This window comes from Ochrobactrum sp. PL_is483 (assembly GCF_055816855.1).
In genome coordinates this window covers 151,933-168,605 of sequence record NZ_JBVPGS010000038.1, presented here as the reverse complement: position 1 = coordinate 168,605, position 16,673 = coordinate 151,933, and the positions used below count along the sequence as shown (strand labels likewise).

Genomic DNA, 16,673 nt, shown 5'->3' with positions numbered 1-16,673 from the left:
CGCGGCGAAATTTACCTTTATGATTCCATTCCGGCACACAATCCCCCCATGAGCATGAGGGCCGCTCTCCTGACAAGCGATGTCAGGAGCTGCAAGGGGCAACTGCGCCAACAAGGTTTTCCGGCGCAAAGAGACGGATCTGGATTATGAAACCACGTCATCTTCTTTTAATCGGATCGCTTGCGGCGATTGCTGTTTCCATCGTCAGCACCGGCATGGCGTTTGCCAATGATCGCTATGCAACACCGCCACCTGTGCGTGTCAGCCCTGATCTTTCCGCGCCATGGGTCGCTCAGTTGCAGGGGCAGCCCGCCAGAATACGGGTCGTGCAGCAGTCTCAGCAGCCAGCGCCGCGCGTGGCTGCCAGGCAGAAACAAAAAGCCAGATCGAACTACCGCCAGGTTTCATACCAGCGTCCGGCAGCAAACCCTTCCAATACTGTGCGAAAACACCAGATCGACTCGGCTTACCTGCCGCAGACGGTTTCCTATTCCGGTACTGAAAAGCCGGGAACCATTGTCATCGATACAGGCAAGCGCTTCCTTTATCTTGTTCAATCCGGCGGTAAGGCAATGCGTTATGGCGTCGGCGTCGGCAAGCAAGGTTTCAGCTGGAAAGGTTCACAGCGCATCAGCCGCAAGGCCGAATGGCCAACCTGGACGCCTCCAAAGGAAATGATCGCGCGTGAACGCAAAAAGGGACGTATCCTGCCTGCGCGCATGGAAGGCGGCATCAATAACCCGCTTGGTGCACGGGCGCTCTATCTGGGTGCAACGCTCTATCGCATTCATGGAACCAACCAGCCATGGACCATCGGCAAAGCCATGTCTTCCGGCTGCATTCGCATGCGCAATGAGGACGTCACCGATCTTTATGAACGTGTTCCGATTGGTGCAAAGGTTGTTGTCCGTTAGAACAATCGCCTTTTTCAAGCTGCTTGCGACCGCCCTCTTGCCGGGGCGGTCGTATTGTTTTCACAAATCTGAAAACATCAAAATTTCTGCACAGAAAGAATGATTGCAGACCTGCAAACATGATTGAAAGGGCTTTTCCTTTTCTGCCGAACACCCATATGCTGACGATGGCAAAGTCCAATGAAAGATGAAATGGACCGCTGGAAGGCAGTCCGTGCCGGAGAAGAACCGGCATGTGGGTCAATAGCATTTTGAGCATCTCGGGATCTGCCCGCGCTGAATGCTTCGGAGGGAAAGGATAAATCATGACCGTACCGATGGTTAAACTGAACGACGGCAATCATATTCCGCAGCTCGGTTACGGTGTCTGGCAAGTGGGTAACGACGAAGCGGTCGCCGCTGTCAGCGAAGCGTTGCAAGCAGGATATCGCCATATCGATACTGCCGCCATTTATGGCAATGAAGAAGGCGTCGGCAGGGCGATCAAGAACTCCGGCATTGAACGCAATGACATTTTTCTTACCACTAAATTGTGGAACAGCGATCAGGGCTATGAATCGACGCTGAAAGCATTCGATGCCAGCCTGAAAAAGCTTGGAACGGATTATGTGGATCTTTATCTCATCCACTGGCCCATGCCATCGAAAGATCTGTTTATGGAAACCTGGCGTGCCTTTCTCAAGCTGAAAGAAGAAGGCCGCGCCAAGTCCATTGGCGTATCGAATTTCCGCACAGCCGACCTTGAACGCATCATCAAGGAAAGCGGCGTCACGCCGGTTCTCAACCAGATCGAACTCCACCCACAATTCCAGCAGGATGAGTTGCGTTTGTTCCACGGCAAGCACAGTATCGCGACCGAAGCCTGGAGCCCGCTCGGCCAGGGTAAAATTCTCGAGGACGCCACGCTGAAAGCCATCGCCGAAAAGCATGGCAAATCGGTTGCACAGATCATCCTGCGCTGGCATATCGAAACGGGCAATATTGTTATCCCGAAGTCCGTTACACCCGCCCGCATCAAAGAAAACTTCGGTATTTTCGATTTCCGCCTCAATGGAACCGATCATGATGCGATCACAAAACTGGACAAGGCCGATGGACGGATAGGTTCGAACCCGAGCACATTCTCGGCAGGCTGAGCAGGCATCGAAGAAAAAACCGGGCCGCCGCCCGGTTTTTTTCAAGCGGCGATTTGTGACAATCCCTGCGGCTTCGGCCCGCCATAGGCCCAGTCAATCAGTTCTATCGTATGTACGATAGGCAGGCGGCTGCCCGGGGCGATCTGGGTCATACAGCCAATATTGCCGGTTGCGATCAGATCGGCACGCGTCGCCTCGATGTTCTTCACCTTGCGATCACGCAGCTTGGCAGCAATCTCCGGCTGCATGATGTTGTAGGTACCAGCCGATCCGCAGCACAGGTGCCCTTCCAGCGGCTCCTTCACCGTGAAACCCGCCTTCGAGAGCAGGTCCTTCGGCTGGCGCACGATTTTCTGCCCGTGCTGCATGGAGCAGGCGGAATGATAGGCAACCGTAAGGGCCTGCGGCGCATCCGGTTCAGGCAGTTCGATGCCTGCGAGATACTCGGTAATGTCCTTGGCCAGAGCCGACACACACGCCGCCTTATCCTTATAGGCAGCATCGAGGCGCAGCATGTAGCCGTAGTCCTTGATGGTCGTGCCACAGCCCGAAGCCGTGACGATGATCGCATCGAGGCCGCCCGCTTCGATCTCGCGCATCCACACGTCGACATTGTGCCTTGCCTGTTCCAGCGCCTGCTCCTCGCGGCCCATATGGTGGACCAGCGAACCGCAGCAGCCCTCCCCCTTCGGCGTCACCACTTCGATACCGAAGCGGTTCAAGAGCCGCAGGGTCGCGGCATTGATGCCGGGATTAAGGACAGCTTGAGCACAGCCATTGAGGATCGCCACGCGACCACGCTTTTCGCCTTTGGCTGGGCTGACCGTTTTGATCTCGGTTGCCACAGGCAGGCTTTGCGGCGCAAGGTCGAGCATGGCCGCCATCGGCCGCAATGCCGGACTTTTGCGCAATAGCGGCGCGAAGGGCTTGCCTAGTTTCGCAAGCTTCAGGGCGGCGCGGAAGCGGCCCGGATAGGGCAAAACCTGCGCCAGAACCCCACGCAGGAAGCGGTTCATGAAGGGGCGTTTGTACGTTTTCTCGATATGCGCGCGCGCATGATCGACCAGATGCATGTAATTGACACCCGATGGGCAGGTCGTCATGCAGGAGAGACAGGACAGGCAGCGATCCACATGGCGCACGATTTCCTCATCCGCCGGACGCCCGTTTTCGAGCATGTCCTTGATGAGATAGATGCGTCCGCGCGGACTATCCAGTTCATTGCCGAGCGTCACATAGGTGGGGCAGGTGGCGGTGCAGAAGCCGCAATGCACGCATTTGCGCAGGATTTTCTCGGCTTCATTGACGCCGGGATCGCGTAGCTGGTCGGGGCTGAAATGAGTCTGCATGGTTTCAAGCTCCGGCCTGACGGGGATGCATACGCCCCGGATTGAGGATGTTTTCTGGATCGAATTGTTGTTTCAACCGCCGGGAAAGTGCTGCAAGTGCTGACGGTTGCGGCTCAAACACCTCTACATTTGCTCGAGTATGTTCCGGCGCGCGCACAAGCGTTGCATGACCGCCGCCATGTCTGGCGATAAGCTTGCGCAGAGTTTGTGCTTCCGGTTCGGCTTCCATCCGCATCCAGATCAGGCCGCCCTGCCAGTCGTAGTAGGCATCGACACCGGCATACCGACGGAACTCGTCCACCATTTGCCAGCCCTGCATGGGCGTCATTGAAACGCGCCAGACAGCTCGGTTATCCCCTGCATTGGCATAGGGCAGCACATCGCGCACCTCACGCCAGAGCTGTTGTGACTGCGCTTCATCAAGCACATCAACCGAGCCGCCAAGCAATGCCCGCAATTGCTTGCTGCGATGCTCAACCGAAGGTGCAAAGCCCTCAAGCCGCAACACGGTTGCCGCTTCCCAACCGAGCTTTCCATCCAGAAAACGATTGATGACCGTCGGCGGCAGATGCGCCGCGGAAGCGACTTCTTCTCGCGAACCCATGGCCATAGCCATGACGCGCGCCGCCTGTTCATCAGTCAGTCCGCGCACGGCAAGCGTCGCCGCAGTTTCTGGCTTCGGCAGGACCTTGAATGTCACTTCCGTGGCAACGCCCAACGTGCCCCACGAATTGGCCATGCCTTTGGAAAGGTCGTAGCCTGTCACGTTCTTGACCACCCGTCCGCCGGACTTGAACACTTCGCCGCGCCCCGACACGACCCGCACACCGAGCACATGGTCGCGGGCAGCACCGGCCTTGAGACGGCGCGGACCGGACAGGTTGGCGGCCAGTGTGCCGCCAATGGTGCCGCGACCGCCCTCACCAGACAACAACGGCCCGTAATCCATCGGTTCGAAATGGAAGCACTGATTGTTGTCGGCCAAAAGCTTTTCGATCTCGGCCATGGGCGTACCGGCCTTTGCGGAAAGCACCAGCTCGTCCGGCTCGTACAGGGTCACGCCCGACAGAGCCGATACGTCCAGCACACGACCGGCATCAACGCGGTGGCCGATACCGCGCTTGGAGCCGTGGCCAATGATTTCCAGCGGCATGGAGCCTGCCAGCGCTTCTTGCACCGCCTCCAGAACGCCCGCCTCATCCTGAGGCTTCAAGATATTTGCGTCACTCATGATCGGAACCACAGGTCAGAATCGGGGAATATCCGGGAAGGCCAGCTCGCCGCGATGCACATGCATGCGGCCAAGCTCGGCGCAGCGGCGCAATTGCGGAAAGACCTTGCCGGGATTGAGCAGATGCTTGGCATCGAAAGCGCATTTGACGCGCATCTGCTGATCGAGATCGATCTCGTTGAACATTTCCGGCATCAGGTCGCGCTTTTCTATACCCACGCCATGCTCGCCGGTGAGAACACCGCCCACTTTCACGCAAAGCCGCAAAATGTCGGCACCAAAATCTTCCGCCGCTTCCAATTCGCCAGGAATATTCGCATCATAGAGGATCAACGGGTGCAGATTGCCGTCGCCCGCATGGAACACATTGGCCACCCGCAATCCGTATTTTTCCGACAGATCGCGCATGCCGGAGAGAACACGCGGCAACTCCTTGCGCGGAATGGTCCCGTCCATGCACAGATAGTCGGGCGAGATGCGCCCTACTGCCGGGAAAGCCGCCTTGCGCCCAGCCCAGAAAGCCAGACGCTGTTCCTCGGACTGCGACAGGATGCAGGTCGTTGAGCCGTTTTCAAGCGCCAGCGCCTCGACCCGACCAATCAGATAATCCACTTCAACCGGGGGACCGTCCAACTCGACAATCAAAAGTGCCTCGACATCGAGCGGATAACCCACGCGTACGAAGTCTTCCGCGGCTTTGATGGCTGGCCTGTCCATCATTTCCATGCCGCCGGGAATGATGCCTGCGCCGATAATATCGGCGACGCACTGACCAGCCTGTTCGCTGGAGGGAAAGCCAATCATGACGGCGCGCGCCGTTTCCGGCTTCTGCAAGATGCGCACGGTGATCTCCGTCACCACGCCGAGCAGACCTTCCGAACCGGTCATCAGACCAAGAAGATCGTAGCCCTCGCTGTCGAGATGCTTGCCGCCGAGACGGATCACCTCGCCGGTAATCAGCACCATTTCAATGCCCAGAACATTATTGGCGGTGAGGCCGTATTTCAGGCAGTGCACGCCGCCCGCATTTTCCGCGACATTGCCGCCGATAGAACAGGCGATCTGCGACGACGGATCGGGCGCATAATAAAAGCCCTCATGTTCCACGGCCTTGGTGATGCCAAGATTGGTCACGCCTGGCTGCACCACCGCGACACGGTTGGGATAATCGATTTCCAGAATACGGTTGAAGCGCGACAGGCCAAGCAGAACCGCATCCTGCAACGGCATCGAGCCGCCCGATAGCGAAGTGCCCGCGCCTCTAGGAACGACACGAACATTATTATCGCAACAATAGCGCAAAACCTGCGAAACCTGGTCAACCGTTTCAGGCAGCACGACCACCAGCGGCAGCGAGCGGTGCGCCGTCAGCCCATCGCTTTCGAACACGCGCATCGCATTGACAGCATCAACGACGCCCTCGCCCGGCACGATGCCGCGCAGGTCAGCGACGATCTGCTCGCGCCGTTGCATGACGGACGCGTCCGGCTCCGGCATGATGAGTCCGCTCATATTCTCCTCCACCACTTGTGTGGCCAAAGTGCACTGCGCACCGTTTTCGTCAAGTGGTAAATCATTTTTACCACTTTGGTCCGCGACTGAACAGTTTCCGCGCTGCGGCATAATTGCTTGCCTAGTTTCCCAGCGCTCGGCTAGATGCTCTAAACCCAGCGCTTTCGCAAAGCATCCAGGGAGTGGGATAACCGAATATGATGAGCAGTCTGGCAGATATGGAAATTTTTGCTCGTGTTGTGGCAACGGGCAGCATGTCGGCGGCTGCGCGGGATCTCGGTCTTTCGCCCGCAGTGGTTTCCAAACGACTCGGACGGCTGGAAGAACGGCTTGGAACCCGACTTCTCCAACGCACGACTCGCCAGATTGCGCTTACCGAGGCCGGTCAGGGCTATCATGAGCGGGTTCTCGCCATTCTCTCCAACATTGAGGAAGCGGAAGCATTTGTCGCCCGTCGTTCCGCCGACGCACGCGGTACGCTCAAGATCTCCGCCCCCACCACCTTTGGACGCATGCATATCGCGCCTTATCTCGTGCCGTTCATGCGTGCCAATACCGATCTCACCGTGAATATGCAGCTCACCGACGATATGGTGGATATTGTGGGCGATGGATACGATCTTGCCATCCGCATCGCAGAACTTTCCGATTCCACCCTTGTCGCACGCCGCCTCGCCCCCGTCCGTCGCATCCTCGTTGCCTCTCCGGGTTATGTAGCAGAGCGCGGCACGCCGGAGACAATCGAGGATTTGCAACACCATATCTGTCTGGCGCCGCACAACAATGATCCATGGCGGCTGGAAGGGCCTAAAGGCCCCATTGTCATACGTCCGGTGGGTCCGCTGCAAACCAATTCCAGCGAAATGGTTCGCGAGGCAGTCCTGGCAGGCCTCGGCATCGCGCAACGCTCAACCTGGGATATCGGTCCCGAACTGGCAGCAGGCAAACTGGTCCAGGTACTGCCCGAATATGCGGCTTCCCGTAACGTCGCAATTCACGCCGTCTATCCATCGAAACAGTTTCTTCCGGCAAAGGTGAGGCTGTTCATCGACTATCTGGCCGATCTGTATGGACCGGTTCCCTACTGGGAAAGCGGCGCATCCCCAGATGAAATGCCTAAAAAATAGACTAATTTTCATTCGTCGATTAATAAGTCGCGCATGTTCTATTAGCGAAGCAGCATATAGAGCTGGCTAAGCCTTTGATTTCAAAACGCTTGGCTCCTCCACAATCCGTGATTCAAGCGAATCGGATGATTTCCTCCCTATTGTCCTGATTTCCGGGAAAAAATGATGAACACACCTGTACGCCTCATTCTAGCAATCATCGTTGCCGTTATCGTCGGTTGCGGCTTCATGTTTTACGACAAATCGCGCGGTGCCGAATGGGTTGTTTCCCCGCAGCAAATCGAACAGGCCAAAGCCGAAGGCAAGCCAGGCTTTGAAAGCCGCCCCGGCACAGTGACCGTGCTTCCAATCCGTAGCGAAACCGCTGACGCACTTCCTTTCAAATGGGCTATGTATGGTGTCGTTGCGGGCCTTTTTGTACTTGTGGCAACGCGCAAGCGTAAAAAAGCCTGATCGCTTTTCGATGACAAACCAAGAAAGCCCGGCTGGATTATGAACCGGGCTTTCAATTTCAATATATTCCGTTGCCGGATATGGGGCTAACGGCTACTTTGCCGCCGTTACACAGAGGCTTCAGAGGGCATGGCGGAAACGATTTTTTCACGCATACAGGCGAGCCGCACGGCAGATGATGTTGTGCACCAGATTGAGACGCTTATTCTCGAGGGTGTTCTGCGTGGCGGCGACAGGTTGCCTGGCGAGCGAGAACTGGCCCGTCAGTTCGATATTTCCCGCCCCATATTGCGCGATGCCCTCAAGCGGCTTGAAACAGCCGAACTCTTGATCTCCCGTCACGGCGGCGGCACATTCGTTGCGGACGTCATTGGACAGGTATTCAGCGCCCCTGTGGTGAAGCTTTTTGCCGATCACCGCAAGGCAACGGCGGACTATCTCGAATACCGCCGTGAAATCGAAAGCATTGCCGCCGAATATGCGGCACTTCGGGCGACACCAGCAGACAAGGCGCTTCTGACCGAAATCATGACCGGGATGGAAAAAGCTCACGGCGCGAGCGATTTCGATACCGAAGCGCATCTCGACGTGGAATTGCACAATGCCATTGGTGAAGCTGCCCATAACATCGTCCTTCTGCACACCTTGCGATCCTGCTATCAACTGCTGAAGGACGGTGTCTTTTACAATCGCAGCCTTATTTATAGCTATCCCGGCGTGGCCGACATGTTTCTGTCGCAACATCGCGCCATTTACGATGCAGTCATGGCTGGCAATCCGCAGGCTGCGCGCGAAGCCGTCCAAAAGCATATTCGTTTCGTGGAACAGGCAACGCACGATCGCGAGCTTCATGAGGAACGCGAGCGTGTCTCGCGCCTGCGTTATCGCCAGAGGGCCGGCACTAAGACTGGCAAAGACATGAAGGAAGATGACGACGAATGAGCGTGGTTTTCAAGGATGCGAAAGGACCTGACGGGGTCCGGATTTACGCCATTGGCGACGTGCATGGCCGTCTCGACTTGCTGGAAGACATGCATGGGCTCATTCGCGCCGACCTTGATCGCCGTCCTGTCCACGACTGGCGCATCATTCATCTGGGTGACTATATCGATCGCGGTCCGAAATCGAAGGACGTGCTGGATTTCCTGATCGACGCATCGGAACGGGACGAACGCGTGATTTCGCTGCTTGGCAATCACGACGACGGTTTTCTCGCCTATCTCGCAACGGGAGACGTTGCCGGGATATTCGCACTGCATGGCGGCGTCGACACCGCTCGATCCTATGGTGTGGAAATTGATTTTACCGACGCGGATTCAGCCCGCCGTGGTCATGCAGCGCTCGTCGACGCCGTTCCGCATAGTCATATAGACTTCATCCGCGCCATGCCCCGCTCGGTCGATTTTGGCGATTTCTTCTTCTGTCACGCTGGCGTCAATCCCGCAATGTCGCTCGATGCGCAAGACCCCGAGGAACTGATCTGGATTCGCACAGCCTTCTTGAAGTGGGCCGAGCCATTCGAAAAAGTCATCGTCCACGGCCATACGCCACAAAGCGCCATCGATATTCAGCCCAACAGGGTCAATCTCGATACTTATGCGTGGAAAAGCGGCCAGCTTTCGGCCATCGTGATCGATGGTGCGGAAAAGCGTTTTATTGAAGCGAGGGTGAGGACCTATTAACGCGCTCAGTGCGCGCTGGAAATGCCGTAACCGTCGGTAGACATCGCATTGTTGTTGCCAGCGTCGACGGTGAATATGCCGACCGCCATGAACACGATCGCGGAAACCATCAGAACGGTGAGAAGAGTGGCATGCTTGACGGTCATATTCGGAACTCTTTCGACAGGGCCGGACGAAATTCGTTAGACGAGCCGCCACTTGAGAGCTTGGCGATCAGCCATGCTCACTCGGTCGCTGCCCGGGAAGACGGCGTTCAGTTACACCCGAAAAAAGTTACCCGCAACTGAACGGTTCCCGCCAGATCACGGCTTTTGCCGTGAAAACCAGAATTGACTGTGAGCTGTGGCAAAGCCGCAACGCCGGAGTGCGACTTAAGGTTAAGGAGCGGTTACGGAATCTTCAGATTTTGGCTATCCAAGCCCTTGCTAAAGCTGCGCCTGCAGCATCCGCCTGTATTCCGAACTTCTTTGAAATCACGGGATGCTGTCTTGGCCAGTCCGGCGCGAATCCCGAGATGAGTTCGCCAAGCTGCTCGCTCCACTCGCCTACAAGCGCCGTGTCTGCCTCGAAATGGAACTGCGTGCCGTAGACTGCACGACCGATACGATAGGCCTGATTGAGTGTCATATCGCTCGTCGCCATGTGTATCGCATCCTTCGGAAGCGAAAACGTATCGCGATGCCAGTGAAAGATTGGAAAGGCATCCCCAGCCGCCGACAGGACTGGGTCGCGTTTGCCTTCCTCGGTAAGCCGAACCTCCCGCCAGCCGAATTCCATGGGGCGATCCAGAAGGTTCTCGGCGCCGTAAGCACGAGCTATGAGTTGGCTGCCCAGGCAAATACCGAGAACGGCCTTATCACTGCTGCCAAACTTGCGTATCAGCTCTAGCAAATGCGGAAAATAAGGACATTCGGCGTCGGCAAGCGCATTTTGCTCACCTCCAAGCACGATCAAGGCTTCGTATTCATCATCGTCAGCGGGCAATGCGTCACCGCTGCAGGGACGCCGAAGATCGATGGAAAAACCCGCCTCTGCCAGAAGGGGTTCAATTTGCCCCAATCCAGACCCTTCGTAGTTCTGAACGACCAGCACACCCATGAGAAATCCCCGACCGCTTTTTTGCTTGCTAACATGGAAAAGGCCCGGACGACAGCCGGGCCTTGAAATCAGTTTACAACTGAAACGCTGACCGTTCGGCCCGCAACCAGATGAACGTTATCTGGCACCTCTTCAAGTTTCACACGCACCGGCACGCGTTGCGCCAGTCGCACCCAGTTGAAAGTCGGTGAAACATTTGCGAGCAGGCTGGAAGAATCACTGCGCTCACGATCCTCAATCCCTCCGGCGATGCCCTCGACCTTTCCTTTGATCTGGACTTTGCTGCCCATGATGTCGACCACCACGGGATCACCGATATGGATGCGTTCAAGCTTGTTTTCCTCGAAGTAGCCGGAAACGTAGAACGAATCCGTATCCACAAGCGCCGTCACAGCGGAACCTGCAGAAACATAATCGCCCGGCTGAAGCGAGAAGTTGGTAATAACGCCGTTCACAGGCGCCTTGACGGATGATCGGTCCAGATTGAGCGCGGCAAGATCGCGGTCCAGCTGCGCCTGTCGATATGAGGCTTCCGCCTGCTGGGCTGTTGTTTCAATCTGCTCCAGTTTCTGACGGGTCACCGTGGTGTCGTTGAGCTGGCGGTAGCGGACCAGATCCCGATTGGCCATGTCGAGTGCAGCCTTGCTGCTATACACCTTCGCTTCTGCTGTTTGCAGGGCGAGTTTGTAGCGGGCCTGGTCGATGCGGAAAATCACATCACCTTGATGCACAGCCTCATTATCATGAACGAGCACTTCGCCAACAAGGCCCGAGACGTCCGGAGCCACACGCACGACATCCGCACGAATCTTGCCATCGCGTGTCCATGGCGCGTTCATATAGTAATCCCATAGATGCCAGCCAAGAAGTCCCGCCATTGTGACCATGACGAGGGTTACAAAGACCCGGCCTGAATGTGCAAAGAGCTTTTTCATAGCGGTATTCCATTGAGAGTGACGGCGGTAACGCCGAGAATGCAAAAATACATCGCAGCATCGAATAAGGGCCGATGCCACACGAAACGATAAAAGCGCATGCGCGCCAAAAGGCGCTGCATGGCCGTATTTGCGAAGTAGGCTCCCAGCGCAAGAACAGCGAGGGTTGGAATATAAATCCCATAGATGTCGAGTTCAGGTTGCATCACAAATCACATCATTCTTTCAGGCTGCTTGCGAGAATTGGGCCAGCGGTAGCGGCGGCAATACGAAAGGCGGTGCCTTCGGGAAAAGATTGAAGCGAAGTGCCACCAGCGCCATTCGCGTGCGCTTGGCAATCGCTGGCGATCCGCTCCCGATAATGGCCGCTATTGCCGCATCAATGGAGATCAGCAGATTTCGATCAATTTCAGCTGCTTGCCGCGGCTTGTTCGCCAAAGCCCGGTAATGAGCGCCGACACCGTCCAAAACCTCATCCACTGCCGAGCGACAGTTTTCCGGTAATTTGGAACGATATTGCTGAAGATCGATCGTGTTCATACCGTTCCTCAAATCCCGCAACAGATCGACCTTCGCCACATCTGCAGCCGGAACCAATGCCAGCCGTGGGGTCATCATGCCAATGCGGTCGATCATGCGAAGCAAGAGGCGGTTCATGCGCTGTCGGCGATGACGCCCCGGACGGCGCTCGGCAACGAGCGCTATATCGTTCCAGCCGGCCTTTATGAGGCGGCGGACACTCCATTCTGCACCAACAGAACGCACGATCGATGTCACAACAGCCGCTATTACGATACCCAGCACCGTTGCGAGATTGGCATTGGCAAAACTGACGAAATCATGTGTCAGATGCCCCTGTAGCATGAGCATGTTGGGCAAGTTCACGCACAGCACCATGCCGAGCAGGAATTGCGAGGGAATGGCGAGCAGCAAGCCCGCTGGAATGAGAAACAATCCCAGCACCAGCACCAAGGGAAAGAAACCATCCACCAGTGGCAGCAACGCGAATTCGAAAACGAAAGCGGCAACGATCACAATCAGGAGCAGCCAGTTGAACTTGCGCATCACTGGCACCGGATCATCCATGGTTGCAAAAATGCAGCAAAAGATGCCCGCCATCATGGCTGCCGCGCTTCCCTGAGACCAACCGGTCGCAATCCAGAAGGCGGTTGCCACGCAAGTTGCCAGAAAAGCCGAGAAGCCGGAGAGAAGCGCCATGCCGTAGTCCCGATGCATTGGGCGGCCTTTCAGATGTGCATCATAGCGGCGCCAGCGCAGCGAATGTCTGGAACCTGACACGATGTCCTGGCGCAGCGTGATGCAATCGCTCCATATCTGAACCAGATCGCGAACCCGCGCAGCCACATTGAAAGGCAGCAATTCACCCCAGCTCGTCGCGTCCTTCCCATGTCGGTCAATCTCTTCGATCAACTGCAACAGAACGGCCCGACGTTCGTCAGTCAGGTTTTCGCCACTTTCGATCCAGTCACAGGCCTCGTCCAACAGCTTTTGCACAGCCGGATGCCAGGATTTTTCGTTCTCTCCGGGTTTCAATGCCAGCACATCGTGCAAGCTCGATATGATCGGAAGAACAGCCACCATGCGCTGCTGCAACACCTGCAGCAAAGCCCCGACATTCCTGATCGACGACGTGTCATAGGCGACATGCGTGGTCAAATTACGCAATTCCAGCGCATCGGCCGCAAGACGCTGACGATCCCGAAGAAATTCGGGTGTCGCGCCTTCACCCCGCATGCTTGCCAGCGCAAGTTTGGAGCCGTCACGCAACCAGTTATCAATACGATTGACCAGCACCGGACCGCTATGACGCGGGAAAACGAGACGATTCACGACAGCGGCGCAAATAATGCCGATTGCGATCTCTTCGACACGGCCGACCGCATAATCGAACGTCGTTTCAGGCACCGAAACAACCGCGAAGCTTGCGATTGCCACCGTATAGCCGGCCAGCATGAAGAGATAGCTGCGCGGTGTGCCGTCAAGCAGGCTGATCGCGAGACATAGCCCCATCCAAAGACCGATGGCCAATGTCAGAATTTCAGGAGAATTGACCAGATGCGGCACGAACAGGACAGTAACAGCCCCGCCGATTATCGTACCGATCAGACGATAGAAGCCCTTTGACGTAGTCGCCCCTGACAGCGGATGCGCAACGATATAAACCGCCGCAATCGACCAATAGGGATTGGGCAAGTTGGCCATCAACCCGATCCACAGGGCAAGCATGGCCGCAGCGAAAGTCTTTAATGAAAAGACTACGTCCCAGAACTTCGGGGTTGTTTCGGCTGGCTTCGTCATAGCTTGTGGAACACCGGTTGAATGCATTGCATCTCTCCGGTCGGAAGGCCGATCAGAAAGACTGTTGAAACTTCTCATTCAGCTTGCGCAGCACTTCCATGGCGACGTCGACCGCATCGGAATCGAAACCGCCGAGGAAATGGGCGCGAAGACGGGCAGCAGATTTTTCCACCTTGCTGGCAAGGGCGCGACCGTCCTCTGTCAGTTGAATGAGCTTGATGCGACGATCAGCGTCGTCGGCGATGCGCTGGATCAGGCCATCCTTTTCCAGCTCATCCACAACCCGAACTATCGTTGGCCCCTCTATGCCAACCCGTTCGGCCAGCACACCTTGGGGAATACGATCTCCGTGCCGCAGCAGGATCATCAGCGGTATGGCTTTCGCGTCGGAAAGACCATGTTCCGCCATCGCCGCATCGAAAGCTTTTCGCCAACCTCTGGCGGCGCTTGCAAGAAGCGGTGCGAATTCGACCCACGCTTGTTTCATCACATCAATTCCATTCAAATAGATAGCTTCATACCTATATGGATACAATCTATTTAAATGCAACAGGCATGATGTTTCCCATCAATTGTTTGTGTAGGAATGACAATCGATTGCCTCTTGATGCGTCGCCATAGCGCTTGACCTCTGCCCCTGCCCTCTGCCATCGATGCTGACATGCGCGCAAACTACAAAATGCAGAGACTATACGTTGAAAACGATCTTGAATCTGGCAGCCAGATTGAGGTCGCCTCACAGGCCGGACATTATCTTACCCATGTCCTGCGATTGAAGGATGGCGATGAAATTCTCGCCTTCAACGGGCGCGACGGTGAGTGGAAATCACGACTGAGACCGGAGGGTAAAAAACGGCTTTTTCTCGAGCCCTTCGAACAAACGCGCTCGCAGCCTTCTGCAAGCGACCTGATCTATTGCTTCGCCCCGCTGAAGCAGGGGCGGCTGGACTATATGGTGCAAAAAGCGGTGGAGATGGGTGCAGGCGTGCTGCAACCAGTCATTACGCAGCACACGCAGGTACCGAAACTGGGAACTGACCGCGTCAGAGCCAATGCGATAGAAGCTGCGGAACAATGTGGCGTTCTTTCCCTGCCTGAATATCGCGAAGCCATCCGCTTCGACCGCTTTATCGAGCAGTGGGACAAATCCCGTCATCTGATCTTTTGCGACGAAGGCCACGAATCGGACGATCCGCTGGCTATCTTGCAGAAGATGACACCAGGCCCTGCGGCGGTGCTGATCGGTCCGGAAGGCGGTTTTTCAGAAGACGAACGTCAAACTCTTCGAACACTCCCATTCGTGACACCCATTCCGCTCGGCCCACGAATCCTGCGAGCCGATACGGCTGCGGTTGCGGCACTGGCTTTAGTACAAACTGTACTGGGAGACTGGTCCCATGCAGGATGACGTTCTCGAAATTTGATGTTCAATGGAATTGACTTGCGCGATTTGACAATTTTGTCCAATCACGCTGAAAAGCGAAAAAACGACTAGGGACAGACTGCATGGCGCGCGATACGACGGACGAAACGGCACTGACGGGCGTTGAACAACTGGCAACCTATCTGGCTGGCGGGTGCAAGCCCAAGGATGCCTGGCGCATAGGAACCGAACACGAGAAATTTCCCTTCTATACGGTCGATAACAGCCCAGTGCCCTATGAGGGACCGCGCGGCATCAAGGCCATACTCGAAGGCATGCAGGCTACGCTTGGCTGGGAACCGATTATCGATGAAGGCAATATCATCGGGCTTGTAGAACCCACCGGACAGGGCGCAATCTCTCTGGAACCCGGCGGTCAGTTCGAGCTTTCCGGCGCGCCGCTTTCGACAATTCACCAGACATGCCGTGAAGTAAACGCCCATCTGTCTCAGGTTCGCGAAATCGCCGAACCTTTGGGCATCCGTTTTCTGGGTGTCGGCGGCAGTCCCAAATGGACCCGGGCTGAAACGCCTGCCATGCCGAAATCCCGTTACAAGATCATGACCAACTACATGCCCAAAGTCGGGCATGAAGGACTGGACATGATGTATCGCACTTCGACCATTCAGGTAAATCTCGACTTCAGTTCAGAACGTGACATGCGCCGCAAGATGCAGGTTTCGATGAAGCTGCAATCGGTGGCCACCGCGCTTTTTGCGAGTTCGCCTTTCACCGAAGGCAAGCCGAACCGTCTCCTGTCGTGGCGCTCGAACATCTGGCGCGACACGGACAACCAGCGCTCGGGCGTTCTGCCTTTCGTCTTCTCGGAAAACTTCGGTTTTGCCGATTATGTCGATTGGGCTCTCGATGTGCCGATGTATTTCATCCTGCGCGACGGCCATTATCATGACTGTACGCATGTTACATTCCGCCAGTTCATGAACGGCGCATTGAAAGGTGAAGTCAGCGATCCGGTTCCCAACATGGGCGACTGGACCAATCACCTTTCAACGCTTTTCCCCGAGGTTCGCCTGAAGCGGTTCCTGGAGATGCGCGGAGCCGACGGCGGCCCATGGCGCCGCATTTGCGCCCTTCCAGCCTATTGGGTGGGTTTGCTCTATGACGAAGAAGCCCTGACAGCCGCCGAGCTTTTGACTATGGACTGGACGTATGAAGAAGTGCTTGCACTTCGCAACGAAGTTCCAGCCAAGGCATTGAACACAACCTTCCGTGGCAAACCGCTGGAACAGATCGCCCGCGAGACCTTAAAAATCTCCCGTCTGGGCCTTTTGAACCGCAACAAGCTCAACAGTGAAGGCCATGACGAAACTCACTTCCTTGCCCCGCTGGAAGAAATCGTCGCTGCCGGGGTGACTGATGCCGAGCGTATGCTGAAAGCCTATAACAGCGTCTGGGCTGGTTCGGTCGATCCGATCTTCCTGGAATATGCCTATTGAGCCTTGAGCCCAAAGCACATCGAACAGAAAGGGCGCG

General features: G+C 56.2%; 17 protein-coding genes. 8 read left to right on the top strand and 9 right to left on the bottom strand.

Annotation, left to right across the window (positions count from 1 at the left end; translation table 11 throughout):
• Positions 1-146 precede the first annotated feature (146 nt).
• Both AC0TNJ_RS16495 and AC0TNJ_RS16490 read left to right on the top strand, forming a co-directional pair.
• Positions 147-914, top strand: coding sequence for a L,D-transpeptidase (locus AC0TNJ_RS16495; protein WP_473768206.1), 768 nt, complete (start codon positions 147-149; stop codon positions 912-914).
• Between the two features lie 305 nt (positions 915-1,219).
• Positions 1,220-2,050, top strand: a complete 831-nt coding sequence (locus AC0TNJ_RS16490; protein ID WP_473771719.1) for an aldo/keto reductase — start codon at positions 1,220-1,222, stop codon at positions 2,048-2,050.
• A gap of 41 nt (positions 2,051-2,091) precedes the next feature.
• On the opposite strand, the gene glcF is transcribed toward AC0TNJ_RS16490, so the two are convergent.
• From glcF to AC0TNJ_RS16475, 3 genes are read right to left on the bottom strand one after another with little or no spacing between them, the layout of a single operon-like run.
• Positions 2,092-3,399, bottom strand: coding sequence for a glycolate oxidase subunit GlcF (glcF, locus tag AC0TNJ_RS16485; protein ID WP_473771718.1), 1,308 nt, complete (start codon positions 3,397-3,399; stop codon positions 2,092-2,094).
• 4 nt (positions 3,400-3,403) lie between these two features.
• Positions 3,404-4,630 (bottom strand): glycolate oxidase subunit GlcE, encoded by a 1,227-nt coding sequence (glcE, locus tag AC0TNJ_RS16480; protein ID WP_473771717.1) that lies wholly within the window; start codon positions 4,628-4,630, stop codon positions 3,404-3,406.
• Positions 4,631-4,645: 15 nt separating this feature from the next.
• Positions 4,646-6,142: an FAD-linked oxidase C-terminal domain-containing protein gene (locus AC0TNJ_RS16475; protein ID WP_473771716.1), complete on the bottom strand. Its 1,497-nt coding sequence runs from the start codon at positions 6,140-6,142 to the stop codon at positions 4,646-4,648.
• Positions 6,143-6,339: 197 nt separating this feature from the next.
• Here AC0TNJ_RS16475 and AC0TNJ_RS16470 point away from each other — a divergent pair, with 197 nt between their 5' ends.
• The 4 genes from AC0TNJ_RS16470 to AC0TNJ_RS16455 all read left to right on the top strand — a co-directional run bounded on the left by AC0TNJ_RS16470 (position 6,340) and on the right by AC0TNJ_RS16455 (position 9,404).
• Positions 6,340-7,269 carry a LysR family transcriptional regulator gene (locus AC0TNJ_RS16470; RefSeq protein ID WP_473771715.1) on the top strand — a complete coding sequence of 310 codons (930 nt, stop codon included), beginning with the start codon at positions 6,340-6,342 and terminating at the stop codon, positions 7,267-7,269.
• A 165-nt stretch (positions 7,270-7,434) separates the two neighbouring features.
• The gene (locus AC0TNJ_RS16465; protein WP_122001093.1) at positions 7,435-7,722 is read left to right on the top strand and encodes a hypothetical protein; all 288 of its coding nucleotides are present in this window, start codon (positions 7,435-7,437) and stop codon (positions 7,720-7,722) included.
• Between the two features lie 129 nt (positions 7,723-7,851).
• Positions 7,852-8,664 carry an FCD domain-containing protein gene (locus AC0TNJ_RS16460; protein ID WP_473771714.1) on the top strand — a complete coding sequence of 271 codons (813 nt, stop codon included), beginning with the start codon at positions 7,852-7,854 and terminating at the stop codon, positions 8,662-8,664.
• Positions 8,661-9,404 carry a metallophosphoesterase gene (locus AC0TNJ_RS16455; protein WP_473771713.1) on the top strand — a complete coding sequence of 248 codons (744 nt, stop codon included), beginning with the start codon at positions 8,661-8,663 and terminating at the stop codon, positions 9,402-9,404. The genes AC0TNJ_RS16460 and AC0TNJ_RS16455 overlap by 4 nt, the downstream gene beginning before the upstream one ends.
• A 5-nt stretch (positions 9,405-9,409) precedes the next feature.
• On the opposite strand, the gene AC0TNJ_RS16450 is transcribed toward AC0TNJ_RS16455, so the two are convergent.
• The 6 genes from AC0TNJ_RS16450 to AC0TNJ_RS16425 all read right to left on the bottom strand — a co-directional run bounded on the left by AC0TNJ_RS16450 (position 9,410) and on the right by AC0TNJ_RS16425 (position 14,243).
• Positions 9,410-9,550 (bottom strand): hypothetical protein, encoded by a 141-nt coding sequence (locus AC0TNJ_RS16450; RefSeq protein ID WP_162997303.1) that lies wholly within the window; start codon positions 9,548-9,550, stop codon positions 9,410-9,412.
• Positions 9,551-9,803: 253 nt separating this feature from the next.
• Positions 9,804-10,502, bottom strand: a complete 699-nt coding sequence (locus AC0TNJ_RS16445; protein WP_473771712.1) for a type 1 glutamine amidotransferase — start codon at positions 10,500-10,502, stop codon at positions 9,804-9,806.
• Positions 10,503-10,570: 68 nt separating this feature from the next.
• Complete coding sequence (locus AC0TNJ_RS16440) at positions 10,571-11,437, bottom strand: efflux RND transporter periplasmic adaptor subunit (RefSeq protein WP_473771711.1); 867 nt, start codon at positions 11,435-11,437, stop codon at positions 10,571-10,573.
• Positions 11,434-11,643, bottom strand: a complete 210-nt coding sequence (locus AC0TNJ_RS16435; protein WP_473771710.1) for a DUF1656 domain-containing protein — start codon at positions 11,641-11,643, stop codon at positions 11,434-11,436. The genes AC0TNJ_RS16440 and AC0TNJ_RS16435 overlap by 4 nt, the downstream gene beginning before the upstream one ends.
• A gap of 19 nt (positions 11,644-11,662) precedes the next feature.
• On the bottom strand, positions 11,663-13,756 hold the full coding sequence (locus tag AC0TNJ_RS16430) for an FUSC family protein (protein ID WP_473771784.1): 2,094 nt from the start codon (positions 13,754-13,756) through the stop codon (positions 11,663-11,665).
• A gap of 52 nt (positions 13,757-13,808) precedes the next feature.
• Positions 13,809-14,243: a MarR family transcriptional regulator gene (locus AC0TNJ_RS16425; protein WP_122001100.1), complete on the bottom strand. Its 435-nt coding sequence runs from the start codon at positions 14,241-14,243 to the stop codon at positions 13,809-13,811.
• Positions 14,244-14,417: 174 nt separating this feature from the next.
• Between AC0TNJ_RS16425 and AC0TNJ_RS16420 the strand changes: the two genes are divergently transcribed.
• Both AC0TNJ_RS16420 and AC0TNJ_RS16415 read left to right on the top strand, forming a co-directional pair.
• Positions 14,418-15,164: a 16S rRNA (uracil(1498)-N(3))-methyltransferase gene (locus AC0TNJ_RS16420; protein WP_473771709.1), complete on the top strand. Its 747-nt coding sequence runs from the start codon at positions 14,418-14,420 to the stop codon at positions 15,162-15,164.
• Between the two features lie 98 nt (positions 15,165-15,262).
• The gene (locus AC0TNJ_RS16415) at positions 15,263-16,636 is read left to right on the top strand and encodes a glutamate--cysteine ligase (protein WP_473771708.1); all 1,374 of its coding nucleotides are present in this window, start codon (positions 15,263-15,265) and stop codon (positions 16,634-16,636) included.
• Positions 16,637-16,673 lie beyond the last annotated feature (37 nt).

Excerpts from the sequence above, each read along its gene's own strand:
- AC0TNJ_RS16495 (WP_473768206.1), top strand. The coding sequence starts at position 147 with ATGAAACCACGTCATCTTCTTTTAATCGGATCGCTTGCGGCGATTGCT.
- AC0TNJ_RS16490 (WP_473771719.1), top strand. The coding sequence starts at position 1,220 with ATGACCGTACCGATGGTTAAACTGAACGACGGCAATCATATTCCGCAG.
- glcF (WP_473771718.1), bottom strand. The coding sequence starts at position 3,399 with ATGCAGACTCATTTCAGCCCCGACCAGCTACGCGATCCCGGCGTCAAT.
- glcE (WP_473771717.1), bottom strand. The coding sequence starts at position 4,630 with ATGAGTGACGCAAATATCTTGAAGCCTCAGGATGAGGCGGGCGTTCTG.
- AC0TNJ_RS16475 (WP_473771716.1), bottom strand. The coding sequence starts at position 6,142 with ATGAGCGGACTCATCATGCCGGAGCCGGACGCGTCCGTCATGCAACGG.
- AC0TNJ_RS16470 (WP_473771715.1), top strand. The coding sequence starts at position 6,340 with ATGATGAGCAGTCTGGCAGATATGGAAATTTTTGCTCGTGTTGTGGCA.
- AC0TNJ_RS16465 (WP_122001093.1), top strand. The coding sequence starts at position 7,435 with ATGAACACACCTGTACGCCTCATTCTAGCAATCATCGTTGCCGTTATC.
- AC0TNJ_RS16460 (WP_473771714.1), top strand. The coding sequence starts at position 7,852 with ATGGCGGAAACGATTTTTTCACGCATACAGGCGAGCCGCACGGCAGAT.
- AC0TNJ_RS16455 (WP_473771713.1), top strand. The coding sequence starts at position 8,661 with ATGAGCGTGGTTTTCAAGGATGCGAAAGGACCTGACGGGGTCCGGATT.
- AC0TNJ_RS16450 (WP_162997303.1), bottom strand. The coding sequence starts at position 9,550 with ATGACCGTCAAGCATGCCACTCTTCTCACCGTTCTGATGGTTTCCGCG.
- AC0TNJ_RS16445 (WP_473771712.1), bottom strand. The coding sequence starts at position 10,502 with ATGGGTGTGCTGGTCGTTCAGAACTACGAAGGGTCTGGATTGGGGCAA.
- AC0TNJ_RS16440 (WP_473771711.1), bottom strand. The coding sequence starts at position 11,437 with ATGAAAAAGCTCTTTGCACATTCAGGCCGGGTCTTTGTAACCCTCGTC.
- AC0TNJ_RS16435 (WP_473771710.1), bottom strand. The coding sequence starts at position 11,643 with ATGCAACCTGAACTCGACATCTATGGGATTTATATTCCAACCCTCGCT.
- AC0TNJ_RS16430 (WP_473771784.1), bottom strand. The coding sequence starts at position 13,756 with ATGACGAAGCCAGCCGAAACAACCCCGAAGTTCTGGGACGTAGTCTTT.
- AC0TNJ_RS16425 (WP_122001100.1), bottom strand. The coding sequence starts at position 14,243 with ATGAAACAAGCGTGGGTCGAATTCGCACCGCTTCTTGCAAGCGCCGCC.
- AC0TNJ_RS16420 (WP_473771709.1), top strand. The coding sequence starts at position 14,418 with ATGCGCGCAAACTACAAAATGCAGAGACTATACGTTGAAAACGATCTT.
- AC0TNJ_RS16415 (WP_473771708.1), top strand. The coding sequence starts at position 15,263 with ATGGCGCGCGATACGACGGACGAAACGGCACTGACGGGCGTTGAACAA.